The 12,921-nt window shown below is 61.5% G+C and carries 16 protein-coding genes and 1 tRNA gene; 3 read left to right on the top strand and 14 right to left on the bottom strand.

The genetic code is table 11. The annotated features are described in order from the left end of the window. Positions 1-39: 39 nt before the first annotated feature. From JNA92_RS21110 to thrS, 9 genes are all read right to left on the bottom strand, one after another. Positions 40-116: transfer RNA gene (locus JNA92_RS21110), tRNA-Pro, on the bottom strand. Between the two features lie 97 nt (positions 117-213). Then, the gene (locus tag JNA92_RS21115) at positions 214-570 is read right to left on the bottom strand and encodes a MerR family transcriptional regulator (RefSeq protein WP_008100384.1); all 357 of its coding nucleotides are present in this window, start codon (positions 568-570) and stop codon (positions 214-216) included. Further along, on the bottom strand, positions 551-853 hold the full coding sequence (ihfA, locus tag JNA92_RS21120) for an integration host factor subunit alpha (RefSeq protein ID WP_003250679.1): 303 nt from the start codon (positions 851-853) through the stop codon (positions 551-553). Before ihfA ends, JNA92_RS21115 begins: the two co-directional genes overlap by 20 nt. A 4-nt stretch (positions 854-857) precedes the next feature. Then, positions 858-3,239, bottom strand: coding sequence for a phenylalanine--tRNA ligase subunit beta (gene pheT, locus JNA92_RS21125; protein ID WP_241806481.1), 2,382 nt, complete (start codon positions 3,237-3,239; stop codon positions 858-860). 31 nt (positions 3,240-3,270) lie between these two features. After that, positions 3,271-4,287, bottom strand: a complete 1,017-nt coding sequence (gene pheS, locus JNA92_RS21130; protein WP_012313866.1) for a phenylalanine--tRNA ligase subunit alpha — start codon at positions 4,285-4,287, stop codon at positions 3,271-3,273. Between the two features lie 110 nt (positions 4,288-4,397). Further along, a complete protein-coding gene (rplT, locus tag JNA92_RS21135; RefSeq protein ID WP_003250671.1) occupies positions 4,398-4,754 on the bottom strand; it encodes a 50S ribosomal protein L20 in 357 nt (118 codons plus the stop codon). 28 nt (positions 4,755-4,782) lie between these two features. After that, entirely contained in the window at positions 4,783-4,977 is a 195-nt protein-coding gene (gene rpmI / locus JNA92_RS21140; RefSeq protein WP_012313865.1) for a 50S ribosomal protein L35, read from the bottom strand. 60 nt (positions 4,978-5,037) lie between these two features. Then, positions 5,038-5,589, bottom strand: coding sequence for a translation initiation factor IF-3 (gene infC, locus JNA92_RS21145; RefSeq protein ID WP_012313864.1), 552 nt, complete (start codon positions 5,587-5,589; stop codon positions 5,038-5,040). Continuing rightward, a complete protein-coding gene (thrS, locus tag JNA92_RS21150) occupies positions 5,589-7,511 on the bottom strand; it encodes a threonine--tRNA ligase (protein ID WP_241806482.1) in 1,923 nt (640 codons plus the stop codon). Before thrS ends, infC begins: the two co-directional genes overlap by 1 nt. Before the next feature lie 334 nt (positions 7,512-7,845). Between thrS and JNA92_RS21155 the strand changes: the two genes are divergently transcribed. Both JNA92_RS21155 and JNA92_RS21160 read left to right on the top strand, forming a co-directional pair. Continuing rightward, positions 7,846-8,148: a hypothetical protein gene (locus JNA92_RS21155; protein ID WP_241806483.1), complete on the top strand. Its 303-nt coding sequence runs from the start codon at positions 7,846-7,848 to the stop codon at positions 8,146-8,148. A 159-nt stretch (positions 8,149-8,307) separates the two neighbouring features. Continuing rightward, positions 8,308-8,520: a cold-shock protein gene (locus tag JNA92_RS21160; RefSeq protein ID WP_012313861.1), complete on the top strand. Its 213-nt coding sequence runs from the start codon at positions 8,308-8,310 to the stop codon at positions 8,518-8,520. Positions 8,521-8,621: 101 nt separating this feature from the next. On the opposite strand, the gene JNA92_RS21165 is transcribed toward JNA92_RS21160, so the two are convergent. Then, positions 8,622-8,942 (bottom strand): I78 family peptidase inhibitor, encoded by a 321-nt coding sequence (locus tag JNA92_RS21165; protein WP_241806484.1) that lies wholly within the window; start codon positions 8,940-8,942, stop codon positions 8,622-8,624. Positions 8,943-9,227: 285 nt separating this feature from the next. Here JNA92_RS21165 and JNA92_RS21170 point away from each other — a divergent pair, with 285 nt between their 5' ends. Next, positions 9,228-9,440, top strand: a complete 213-nt coding sequence (locus JNA92_RS21170; RefSeq protein WP_241806485.1) for a hypothetical protein — start codon at positions 9,228-9,230, stop codon at positions 9,438-9,440. Here JNA92_RS21170 and JNA92_RS21175 read toward each other — a convergent pair. From JNA92_RS21175 to JNA92_RS21190, 4 genes are all read right to left on the bottom strand, one after another. After that, complete coding sequence (locus JNA92_RS21175; RefSeq protein WP_241806486.1) at positions 9,412-10,419, bottom strand: nucleoside hydrolase; 1,008 nt, start codon at positions 10,417-10,419, stop codon at positions 9,412-9,414. The genes JNA92_RS21170 and JNA92_RS21175 overlap by 29 nt on opposite strands. A 165-nt stretch (positions 10,420-10,584) precedes the next feature. Continuing rightward, entirely contained in the window at positions 10,585-10,983 is a 399-nt protein-coding gene (gene rbsD / locus JNA92_RS21180; protein WP_241806487.1) for a D-ribose pyranase, read from the bottom strand. Further along, positions 10,980-11,888 (bottom strand): ribokinase, encoded by a 909-nt coding sequence (gene rbsK / locus JNA92_RS21185; RefSeq protein WP_241806488.1) that lies wholly within the window; start codon positions 11,886-11,888, stop codon positions 10,980-10,982. Before rbsK ends, rbsD begins: the two co-directional genes overlap by 4 nt. 9 nt (positions 11,889-11,897) lie before the next feature. Beyond that, positions 11,898-12,920, bottom strand: coding sequence for a LacI family DNA-binding transcriptional regulator (locus JNA92_RS21190; RefSeq protein ID WP_241806489.1), 1,023 nt, complete (start codon positions 12,918-12,920; stop codon positions 11,898-11,900). Between the last annotated feature and the right edge of the window lies 1 nt (position 12,921).

The following is a 12,921-nucleotide window of genomic DNA, read 5'->3' on the forward strand; positions in this document are numbered from 1 at the left end:
CCAGCCACCGCTAAGTGACTGGATTTTTTTGGAGTTTTTTGGTCGGGACGGAGTGATTCGAACACTCGACCCCTTGCACCCCATGCAAGTGCGCTACCGGGCTGCGCTACGCCCCGACTACATTCTCATAACCTCTGAGAACGATGAAGAATCTACCCTAACCTTTTGATAAATGGAAGCTTTTTTTCAAAAATTTCCATTCATCGGCCAAACTCACTTCTTCAACACCACCAGCACATCCTCCAACTCGACAATCATCTGCCGAATCAGCTGCTTGTACTGGCTTGACTCATCCTTCACCTCATCACTGGAGAGCCGCAACCGCGCCCCGCCAATGGTGAACCCCTGGTCATACAGCAGCGCGCGAATCTGGCGGATCATCAGCACGTCTTGGCGCTGGTAATACCGCCGGTTGCCCCGCCGCTTCACAGGGTTGAGCTGAGGGAACTCCTGCTCCCAATACCGCAGCACGTGTGGCTTTACGGCACACAACTCGCTGACTTCACCAATGGTGAAGTAGCGTTTGCCCGGTATGGGGGGCAGTTCGTCGTTATGGCTTGGTTCCAGCATAGGCCTCAACCCGGGCCTTCAACTTCTGCCCTGGACGAAAGGTGACGACGCGCCGTGCAGTGATCGGGATCTCTTCCCCTGTTTTGGGGTTGCGGCCCGGCCGCTGGCGTTTGTCGCGAAGGTCGAAGTTGCCGAAACCGGACAACTTGACCTGCTCGTTCTCTTCAAGTGCGTGCCGAATTTCTTCAAAAAACAGCTCGACCAACTCCTTGGCCTCACGCTTGTTAAGCCCCAGCTCCTCGTACAGCCTTTCGGCCATCTCAGCTTTCGTCAGAGCACCCATGCCGTTATTTCCTTAACGTGGTGTTCAACCTTTGTTCAAGCGAGGTGAGGATATTGTGCAGGGTAGTGTTCACCTCATCGTCGTTAAGAGTGCGCGATGGATGCTGCCAGGTCAAGCCGACGGCCAGGCTTTTTCTATCAGGATCAATACCTTTACCCTGGTAGACGTCAAACAGCCTGAGGTCTGTAAGCCATTCGCCTGCATTGTCACGAATTACTTCAAGCACGGCGCTGGCGGCGACATCACGGCCGGCGATCAGGGCCAGGTCGCGACGGGTTTCCGGGAACTTGGAGAGCTCGCTGAATTTCGGCAGGCGACCTTCGACCACATCACCCAACACCAGCTCGAAGACGAACACCGGGCGGTCCAGGCCCAGGGCCTTGGCGACTTCCGGGTGGAGGGCACCGAGGTAGCCGACTTCCTTGCCGTCGCGCTGGATGACAGCGGTCTGGCCTGGGTGCAGGGCGGGGTGTTTGCCGGCGGCGAAGGTGAAGTCGCTCAGGGCGCCCGAGTAGCCCAGCAAGGCTTCGACGTCTGCCTTTACATCGAAGAAGTCGATGCTGTCACGGCCGTTGGCCCAGCCTTCTGGCAGACGGCTGCCGGTGACGACGCCGGCGATCATCGGCTGCTGCTTCAGGTCACCCAGCTGGCCGACGAAGCGCAGGCCGCTTTCGAACAGGCGCACGCGGTCTTGCTGGCGGTTGAGGTTGTGCTGCATGGCTTTGACCAGGCCTGGCCACAGCGAGGCGCGCATGGCGGCCATGTCGCTGGAGATAGGGTTGGCCAGCAGCAGCGGCTCTACACCAGGGGTGAACAGCTCGAACAGCTTCGGGTCGATGAAGCTGTAGGTGATGGCTTCCTGGTAGCCGCGGGCGACCAGCAGGCGGCGCAGGTTGGGCAACTCACCGCGGGTTTCCGGGTTGGCCTTGGGCGCCAGGCGCGCTTGTGGGTAACGCACTGGCAGGCTGTTGTAGCCGTGCAGGCGGGCCAGCTCTTCGATCAGGTCGACTTCCAGGCTGATGTCGAACCGGTGGCTTGGCACCTTGACGGTCCACTCCCCTGCCCCGCTGGCCGTGGTGGTCAGCTCCAGGGCGTTGAGCATCTGCTCGACCTGGGCGGCCTGCAACTCCATGCCGAGCATCTGGGTGATGCGTTCGGCGCGCAGGGTCACCGGGGCGACCTGCGGCAGGTGCTGTTCACTCACGGCTTCGATGATGGGGCCGGCTTCGCCGCCGACAATCTCCAGCACCAGCGCGGTAGCGCGCTCCATGGCTTCGCGGGCCAGTTGCGAGTCGACGCCGCGCTCGTAGCGGTGCGAGGCGTCGGTGTGCAGGCCGTATGAACGGGCCTTGCCAGCAACGGCGATCGGCTCGAAGAAGGCGCTTTCGAGGAACAGGTCGCGGGTTTTTTCGGTGTTGACGCCGCTGTGCTCGCCACCCATCACGCCGGCAATGGCCAGGGCACGGGTATGGTCGGCGATGACCAGGGTGTCGGCGCGCAGGGCGACTTCCTGGCCGTCGAGCAGCACGAGCTTCTCGCCCTCTTCGGCCATGCGTACGCGGATGCCGCCATTGATTTCGGCAAGGTCGAAGGCGTGCATCGGCTGGCCAAGTTCGAGCATCACGTAGTTGGTGATGTCGACAGCGGCGTCGATGCTGCGCACGTCGCTGCGGCGCAGGCGTTCAACCATCCACAGCGGGGTGGGCTTGCTGAGGTCGACGTTGCGGATAACGCGGCCCAGGTAGCGTGGGCACACGGCTGGGGCACTGACCTCGACCGGGCGCACTTCATCGTGGGCAGCCGGTACGGCCGGCACCACAGGGCGGGTGACCGGTACGTTGTACAGGGCGCTGACGTCGCGGGCCAGGCCCGCCAGCGACAGGCAGTCACCGCGGTTGGGGGTCAGGCCGATTTCGATGCTGGCGTCGTCCAGGTTCAGGTACTGGCGAATGTCTTCGCCTACCGGGGCGTCGCCAGCCAGTTCGAGCAGACCGTCGTTTTCTTCGCTGATCTGCAGCTCTGCTGCCGAGCACAGCATGCCGAAAGATTCGACGCCGCGCAGCTTGGCCTTCTTGATCTTGAAGTCGCCCGGCAGTTCGGCACCGATCATGGCGAACGGGATCTTGATGCCGGCGCGCGCGTTGGGGGCGCCGCAGACGACCTGGAAGGTTTCCTGGCCGTTGCTGACCTGGCAGACGCGCAGTTTGTCGGCGTCGGGGTGTTGTTCGGTGGCGAGGATTTCGCCCACGACGATGCCGCTGAACTGGCCGGCAGCGGGGGTTACGCTGTCGACTTCAAGGCCGGCCATGGACAGGCGGGCGACCAGTTCATCACGGGAGACTTGCGGGTTTACCCAACCGCGCAGCCACTGTTCACTGAATTTCATGCTGTTCTCCTGAAAGTTGCGTCGATTGGGCCTAGCGGAATTGGGCTAAGAACCGCAGGTCGTTGTCGAAGAACAGACGCAAATCGTTGACGCCGTAGCGCAGCATGGCCAGGCGCTCGGCACCCATGCCGAAAGCGAAGCCCTGGAATTCTTCAGGGTCGATGCCGGACATGCGCAGCACGTTCGGGTGCACCATGCCGCAGCCCAGCACTTCCAGCCAGCCGGTTTGCTTGCACACGCGGCAGCCTTTGCCGGAACACATCACGCACTGGATGTCGACTTCGGCGGACGGCTCGGTGAAGGGGAAGAACGACGGGCGGAAGCGCACGGCCAGTTCTTTTTCAAAGAACACGCGCAGGAACTCTTCGATGGTGCCCTTGAGGTCGGCAAAGTTGATGTCGCGATCGATCAGCAGGCCTTCGACCTGGTGGAACATCGGCGAGTGGGTGATATCCGAGTCGCAGCGGTAAACGCGGCCCGGGCACACAATGCGGATGGGCGGCTGAGTGGACTCCATGGTCCGCACCTGCACCGGCGAGGTGTGGGTGCGCAGCAGCATGTTGGCATTGAAGTAGAAGGTGTCGTGCATCGCCCGGGCCGGGTGGTGGCCAGGGATGTTGAGCGCTTCGAAGTTGTGGTAGTCGTCTTCGACCTCGGGCCCTTCGGCGATGCCGTAGCCGATGTGGGTGAAGAACTGCTCGATGCGTTCGAGGGTACGGGTGATCGGGTGCAGGCCACCGGTGGCCTGGCCACGGCCTGGCAGGGTCACATCAATGCATTCGGCGGCCAAGCGAGCGCTGAGCTCGGCTTCTTCAAAGGCTGCCTTGCGTGCGTTGAGCACTTCGGTGACGCGCTCTTTGGCGTCATTGATCAGCGCGCCGACTTTCGGGCGCTCTTCGGCTGGCAGGTTGCCCAGGGTCTTCATCACCTGGGTCAGTTCGCCTTTCTTGCCCAGATACTGAACCCGGATCTGTTCCAGGGCATTGATGTCTTCAGCGCGCTCCACGGCCTCAAGGGCTTGGGAGACCAGCGCGTCCAGGTTTTCCATGTACAGACTCCAGATACGAAAATAGGGGAAGAGCTTTGAAGGCTCTTCCCCTATCGATGACGTTTTACACCCGACAGCACAGAGCGCTGCCGGATGATTGTCGTGGGTACTTAAGCCAGAACGGCTTTAGCTTTCTCGACAATTGCAGCAAACGCCGCTTTTTCGTTCACTGCCAGGTCAGCCAGAACCTTACGGTCGATTTCGATCGACGCCTTTTTCAGGCCAGCAATCAGACGGCTGTAAGACAGACCGTTGGTGCGGGCACCGGCGTTGATACGAGCGATCCACAGTGCGCGGAACTGACGCTTCTTCTGGCGACGGTCGCGGTAGGCGTATTGGCCTGCCTTGATGACTGCCTGCTTGGCTACGCGGAATACGCGCGAGCGTGCACCGTAGTAACCTTTAGCCAGTTTCAGAATTTTTTTGTGACGCTTACGAGCGATAACGCCGCGCTTTACACGAGCCATGAGTAACTTCCTCTATCTTTGACCAGAATTAACGAACGCGCAGCATGCGCGCGACTTTCGCGACGTCAGACGGGTGCAGCAAGCTGCTACCACGCAGTTGACGCTTACGCTTGGTCGACATTTTGGTCAGGATGTGGCTCTTGAAAGCGTGCTTGTGCTTGAAGCCGGTAGCGGTCTTCAGGAAGCGCTTTGCAGCACCGCTCTTGGTTTTCATTTTTGGCATGTTGGAACTCCGCATTCGATAAAATTACACATAATCATCAGGCCTGCCGTGCCCGGGAGATTACTTCTTTTTCTTGGGGGCGATGACCATCATAAGTTGGCGTCCTTCCATCTTCGGATGCTGTTCGACGGTGCCGTATTCGGCGAGGTCAGCTTCAACCCGCTTCAACAGCTCCATACCCAGCTCCTGGTGGGCCATCTCACGACCACGGAATCTCAGAGAGATCTTGGCCTTGTCCCCATCGGTAAGGAAACGTACCAGGTTGCGTAGTTTTACCTGGTAATCCCCATCCTCCGTCCCTGGACGAAACTTGATTTCTTTGATCTGGATCTGCTTCTGGTTTTTCTTGGCTTCGTTAGCCTGCTTCTTCTTTTCGAAGAGGTGCTTGCCGTAGTCCATGACCTTGCAGACAGGCGGTACCGCGTCTGCAGAGATTTCAACCAGGTCCAGCTTCGCTTCATCAGCGATACGCAGCGCTTCATCAATCGAGACGATGCCAACCTGCTCGCCGTCTGCGCCAATTAACCGAACCTCGCGGGCCGAGATATTCTCGTTGATCGGGGCCTTCGGTGCAGCACGTTTATCGTTTCTCATTTCACGCTTAATAGTCATTACTCCGATTCTTGGCGACCACGCCGGGAAACCGCATGTGTCAGAAGCTCAACGAACTGGGCGACGGGCATGGAGCCCAGGTCTGCACCTTCGCGAGTACGCACAGCGACGGTTTGCGTTTCGACTTCGCGGTCCCCTATAACCAAAAGGTACGGGACCTTGAGCAAAGTATGCTCGCGGATTTTAAAGCCGATCTTCTCATTTCTCAAGTCCGACTTGGCACGGAAACCGCTACCGTTCAGAGATTTCTCAACCTGAAGGGCGAAATCCGCCTGTTTGTCGGTGATGTTCATGATCACGGCCTGGGTCGGTGCCAGCCACGCCGGGAACACGCCGGCATAATGCTCGATGAGCATGCCGATGAACCGCTCGAACGAGCCGAGGATCGCGCGGTGCAGCATCACCGGGCGCTTGCGCGCGTTATCTTCGGCGATGTAGCTGGCATCCAGGCGCTCCGGCAGGTTCGGGTCGTACTGCAGGGTACCACACTGCCAGTTACGGCCCAGGCAGTCGCGCAGGGTGAATTCGATTTTCGGGCCGTAGAAGGCACCTTCACCTGGCTGGTATTCCCACTCCAGGCCGGATTCGTTCAGGGCGTCGGCCAGTGCACCTTCGGCACGGTCCCAAAGCTCTTCGGAGCCCACGCGCTTGGCGGGACGGGTGGAGAGCTTCATGGCGACGTCGGTGAAACCGAAGTCCTTGTACACGTCCAGGGTCAGCTTGATGAAGTCGGCGGCTTCTTTCTTCACCTGGTCTTCGGTGCAGAAGATGTGCGCGTCGTCCTGCACGAAGCCACGCACGCGCATGATGCCGTGCAACGCGCCGGACGGCTCGTTCCGGTGGCAGGCACCGAACTCGGCCAGGCGCAGCGGCAGGTCGCGGTACGACTTCAGGCCCTGGTTGAACACCTGCACGTGGCACGGGCAGTTCATCGGCTTGACCGCGTAATCACGGCTTTCCGACGACGTGGTGAACATGTTCTCGGCGTAGTTGGACCAGTGGCCGGAACGCTCCCAGAGGATGCGGTCGACAACCTGCGGGGTCTTGATTTCCGAATAGCCGTTTTCGCGCTGCACCTGACGCATGTACTGCTCGAGCACCTGGTAGACGGTCCAGCCGTTGGCGTGCCAGAACACCATGCCTGGCGCTTCTTCCTGCAGGTGGAACAGGTCCAGCTGCTTGCCGATCTTGCGGTGGTCGCGTTTTTCCGCTTCTTCGATGCGCTGGATGTAGGCAGCCAGCTGCTTCTTGTCAGCCCAGGCGGTACCGTACACACGCTGCAGTTGCTCGTTCCTGGCATCGCCACGCCAGTAGGCGCCGGACAGCTTGGTCAGCTTGAATGCCTTGAGGAAGCGGGTATTGGGCACGTGCGGGCCGCGGCACATGTCGACGTATTCTTCGTGGTAGTACAGGCCCATGGCCTGCTCGTCTGGCATGTCTTCGACCAGGCGCAGCTTGTAGTCCTCGCCACGGGCCTTGAACACGTCGATGACTTCGGCACGCGGGGTCATCTTCTTGATGACGTCGTAATCTTTTTCGATCAGCTGCTGCATGCGCTTTTCGATGGCGGCCAGGTCTTCAGGGGTGAAGGGGCGCTCGTAGGCGATGTCGTAATAGAAGCCTTCGTCGATGACCGGGCCGATGACCATCTTGGCGGTCGGGTACAGCTGTTTCACCGCGTGGCCGACCAGGTGGGCGCACGAGTGACGGATGATCTCCAGTCCCTCTTCATCTTTAGGGGTGATGATCTGCAGGGTGGCGTCGTGGGTGATCAGTTCGCAGGCATCGACCAGCTTGCCGTCGACTTTGCCGGCCACGGTGGCCTTGGCCAGGCCGGCACCGATCGAAGCGGCGACATCGGCTACGGATACCGCGTGATCAAACGCGCGTTGACTGCCATCGGGAAGAGTAATAGTGGGCATGGCGCCTCCTCTCCTAGTGGTGACCCCTACCAAAGGTCACGTGGGTTGGGATGAGCCAGTACAAGATCCGACCTGCCTTCCTTGAAGGAAGCCTGCCTCACAGCGGCAGAAGCCTTTCGGCTTGCCAGGGGGACCTGAGTGACTGGAAAGTAAAAGATAGTTGCACGCTGCACGTGTGTAGCTGCAAGCCGGGCATGCTAGCACGGGGGTTGCATGGCAGCGCAGAAATATTTGGAATTTACGCGGTAGCGGTGAACTTACACGGAAAATTTCCAATCAGACTTTGGGAAGCAACCTACTCTTGATGAGACCTTAACCCAAGGAGTGTCTGGTTATGCGAGTTCCGTCTCTTCTGGCCCTGGCGGCCGCTGGCGCCCTGCTGCTGCCCACGGCAGCCAACGCTGGCAACTTCCCTGCCGGCAAGGAGGGTGCCTACATGACGCAATGCAAGCAGGTGGCGCAAAGCCAAGGTGTCGACGCTGCAACTGCAGAGAAGCATTGCTCGTGCGGCGCGCAAGCCATCAAAGAAAATTTCACCGATAAGGAGATCGAAGACCTGGACAGTAAGGACGGCGTTGACGCCAAGCTGATGCAGAAGGCACAGACCATCGTGCAAGCGGCCTGCAAGCCGAAATGAGCCATGCGCGGAGGGCTTTCCGGGCTTTATTTGCCCTAGATCAGCATCCTGCGAAGGTAAAAGACGCTACAGGCGCAGAATTAGACTATTATGGTGTCCGTGCTCCGTAGCCTCGGCCACATTGCACCACTGAAAATTAAATGTTCTGGAGATTCACCCATGTCCAATCGCCAACAAGGCACCGTCAAATGGTTCAATGATGAGAAAGGCTACGGCTTCATCACCCCAGCAGGCGGCGGCGACGACCTGTTCGTTCACTTCAAAGCCATCGAATCCGACGGCTTCAAGAGCCTGAAAGAAGGCCAGACTGTTTCCTTCGTTGCCGAAAAAGGCCAGAAGGGTATGCAGGCTGCGCAGGTTCGTCCGGAGTAATTCGGATAGCTGTAAAAAAACCCGCCCTTGTGGCGGGTTTTTTTATGGGCTTTACCAAGGCAACGCACACCTGCCTGCGCAGGGGCGGCCTTGGGGGTGCATCAACCGCAGTTGACGCGGGTCACCTTGCCCTGCTCGTCCACATTCAGGTTCAGACGCTCGGAGCGGTACTCCAGGGTCACCACGTCATGCGGCTTGAGGATACGCGCCATCTGCGAACCACTGGCCTTGCGCGCCTGTTCAAGCAGGTCGGCACTGCCTTGCTTGCCAATGGCGAAATCGGCGCCGCTGGCCTCGCAGCGCCCATCGTTGCCTGCAGGTGCAGCCGGGGCGCTGCCGCCGTCAGAGTGGCCACCAGTGCTGCAACCAGCCAGCACCGCAGCGACCAGCAAGGTTGCCAGGGAAGCACGGGTACGGAACATGAATCCTCCTAAATAGATATGGGAACTGTCTGTTCCGACAGTTCCACCCTGAATTCGTTGCAAAACCGCCCAAGTCTGCCTGAACTCACCGCGTGTGGCGAAAGGCAATCGTGACCGGATTTTGCACCACGCAGTTGGTTTGCTTGGGCAGGCTTTTTATTCTTAAGTCGAAGAGCCATTGACGCAAAGTGATGATTTACTTTAAGAAGTGCAGGCACAGTGCCTGCTGCGAACGCCAGGGTCAGGTGTTCGCCCCTCCGCTACGGGCCCAAACGAGAGCCTTTCATGAGCCACCACAGCATCGACGCCGACATCAAGGTCAAATGGGCGGAGGGCCAGAGCGCCTACAGCCCCAGTACGCCAGAAGAGCTGGTATTGATCGCCCTGGACCTGCTGGTGCGTGACCTGGGCAGTGAGGCGGCGCGCAGCTTCATCGACCAGGTGTTCGAGCGCTATGCACCGCACGCCGCTATGGCAATCGAGCCAGGCGCGCGCTGAGCAGGTCGAAAAAGCCCTGGGCATCGCCCTCGCCCACCCACATTACATTGGCCGGCTGCTTGAGCACGCCGTACCAGTCGGCCACGGTCTGGCCGAAGCTCGGGCCCTCGCGACTGTCGACACTCATGTGGATGCGCCGCCCGCTGAACAGCTCAGGCTTGAGCAGATAAGCAATGACGCTGGCGTCATGCACCGGGCCGCCGGGCATGCCGTACAGGTCCATGTCGTGCTTGATGTACGCATTGAGGATGTCGACCACACGCTTGCTGGCCGGGTTGTTCACGGCTGACAGCTGCTTGAGTCGGGCGTCGCTGGTGAGCAGCTTGTGGGTGACGTCCAGCGGCAGGTAGGTCAGTGGCACGCCGCTGGCCAGCACCACCTCGGCGGCGTGCGGGTCGGCGTAGAGGTTGAATTCTGCCACCGGGGTGATGTTTCCGCCGTTGAAATGGGCGCCGCCCATTACCACCACTTCCTTTATGCCTTTGGCGATGTCCGGGCTCTGGATCAGTGCCAGGGCAAGATTGGTCTGCGGGCCGAGCATGGCCACGGTGATGCTGTGGGGTTCGGCAGCGCCGAGGGTGTCGACCAGGTACTGCACGGCATTGCCTGGGGCCAGGGGCTGTTTCGGTTCATGCACCGGGACACCGGTCAGGCCCTCTTCGCCATGTACCTGGGCAGCGTAGATCGGCGTGCGCAGCAACGGGCGCCCTGCCCCGGCGTACACCGGGATGTCTTCACGGCCGGCCCACTCGCGGGCCAGGCGGGCATTGCGCGAGGTTTTGTCGAGCCGCACGTTGCCAGCGACGGTGGTGATAGCGCGAATGTTGAGCTCGTCCGGCGAAGCCATGGCCAGGAACAGCGCGACCACATCGTCGGCGCCGGGGTCGGTGTCGATGATCAGGTCGCGAGGTGCGGCCTGGAGCGTGGTGGTGGCAGCTGCGGCCATGAGGGCGAGTCCTTGTAGCAGGGGTTTGAGCATGGGGCACTCCTGTTGCCTTGTGGTGAAACGGTTGGGGCCGCTTTGCGGCCCATCGCCGGCAAGCCGGCTTCCATCTGGTATTACGTCGGCTTTTAGAAATTGGGCAAGCCGGTGACTTGCACAGGTAAAGCGCAGGCCTGAAGAACTGCGCGGTCGCGGTGGGAGCTAGAAGGTTACCCCGGCTATAAGGGCGATATTGCTGTAGGGCTGGCACTCGCCGGTACGCACCACGGCGCGGGCGCTGCGCGACAACCCCTTGAATTGCTCATGGCTCAGCCACTCACGCTTGCCGAGCTTGCCGCGAAGGCGCTCGATCTCGACCAGGCCGGGCGGCACGACCTTCTGCATCTCTTCGGCCAGCACATGGCGCTCCACCTGCATCTCGCTGAGCACGGCGCGCAGCACGCTGGCGAAGTCGGGAATGCCCGGTGTCAAGGCCAGGTCGATCAGCTCGACCCCAGGCGGCACGGGCAACCCGGCATCGCCGATCACCAGGATGTCGCCATGGCCCAGCCCGGCTATGGTGCGTGACAGGGCAATATTGAGCAGCGCGGTCTTTTTCATGGGGCCAGCTCCGCCAGGGTCGGGATCGAGGGCTGCGCCCCGGCGCGAGTGACGGACAGCGCCGCAGCGCGCTGGCCAAGGGTGATCGCATCGTCCTCCCCCAGGCCACGCACCAGCGCGGCTGCAAAACCGCCGACAAAGGTGTCGCCCGCTGCCGTGGTGTCCAGCGCTTTGACCTGCGGCGCAGGGAAGTGCCGGCTGCCGTCACGGCTGACGAACAACGCGCCCTGCGCGCCGAGGGTGACGATGACCTTGCCGGCCCCCATCTGCAGCAGGCGTTCGCCGGCACGGAGGGCGCTGGCCAGGTCGTCCACTGGCGCGCCGGTCAGTGCCTCGGCCTCGCTTTCGTTGGGGATGAGGTAATCAATATGGGCCAGCCACTGGGCGGGCAACGGGCCGGTCGCCGGGGCCGGGTTGAGCATCACCGTCTTGCCCAGCTCACGCCCCCTGGCCAGGGCCCAGGCCACCGTGTCGGCAGGCACTTCGAGCTGGCAGATGATCACCTCGGCAGCCTGCAGCAGTGCGTCGAAACGCTGCACGCTTGCCGGCGTCAGCTGGCCGTTGCCGCCGGGGATGATGACGATGCAGTTCTGGCTGGCGGCATCCACGGTAATCAGCGCCACGCCACTGGAGACGCCCGGGCACGCGCTCACTGCCTGGCAGTCGATGCCTTCCACTTCCAGGGCCTGGCGCAACTGCTGGCCGTAGGCGTCATCGCCGACGTTACCGACCATCGCCACGCTCGCGCCCAGGCGGGCTGCGGCCACCGCCTGATTGGCGCCCTTGCCGCCCGGTACGGTGAAAAAGCTTTCGCCGGCCACTGTTTCGCCTGCACGTGGCAGCCGCTCGGCGCGGGCTACCAGGTCCATGTTGAGGCTACCGACCACCACTACCTTGGCACTCATGAGCATTCCTTAGCGGTAATCATTGAACAGGTCCGGGCGCGGCCCGGTGGACTCACGCAGCACGATGCGCGGGGCGACGATGCGCTGCTCTGCGCCTTCGCGCCGCGGTGCGGCGATACGCGACAGCAACAGCGCCGCTGCACTTTCACCGAGCTCACGGATCGACTGGCCGACGGTGGTCAGCGGCGGGTACACATAGCGACTGAGCTCGATGTCGTCGAAGCCGATCACCGACAGCTCGCCCGGCACGCTGATATTGCGCTCGGCAGCCGCACGCAGCACGCCAAAGCCGATCATGTCGTTGCCGGCGAAAATGGCGGTGGGCCGCTGACCATCGAGCAGTTGCGCGGCCGCCGCATGGCCACCGGGGCTGGTGAAGTCACACTGCAGGATGTGCGCACCGCGCACGGCCACCTGCGCCTCGGCCATGGCACGGTGGAAGCCGGCCAGGCGCAGTTGGCTGACGCCGGTCGCGGCCGGCCCGCCGATATAGGCGATGTCGCGGTGGCCAAGCTCCAGCAGGTGCTGGGTGGCCAGGTACGCGCCCTGCTCGTGGTCGATGCGCACCAGGTCGGCGTCGACGCCTTCCAGCGCGCGGTCGACGATGACCATCGGGGTACGCACGCAGGCCAGGCTCTGCAGCAGGTCACTGTCCTCGCCCACCGAAGCCACTACCAGGCCATCAATGCGCTTTTCCAGCAGCACGCGCAGGTAGCTGCGCTGCTTCTGTGGGTTGTCATCGGAGTTGCAAAGGATCACGCAATAGCCGTTGCGCTCGCAGGCATCTTCAATGCCGCGCGCCAGCTCGGCGAAATATGGGTTGACGCTGTTGGGCACCAGCAGCCCGATGGTGGCCGTGGTGCGCGCCTTGAGCGAGCGCGCCACGGCGCTGGGCACGTAGTCGAGCTCGACGATGGCCGCTTCGACCTTCAGCCGCACCTGTTCGCTGACCGGGCGGGTCTTGTTCAGTACATGGGACACCGTGGTGTAGGAAATACCCGCGAGTGCCGCGACGTCTTTGATGGTTGCCATG

It is taken from the genome of Pseudomonas putida (assembly GCF_022627325.1).
Lineage (GTDB): Bacteria > Pseudomonadota > Gammaproteobacteria > Pseudomonadales > Pseudomonadaceae > Aquipseudomonas > Aquipseudomonas putida_X.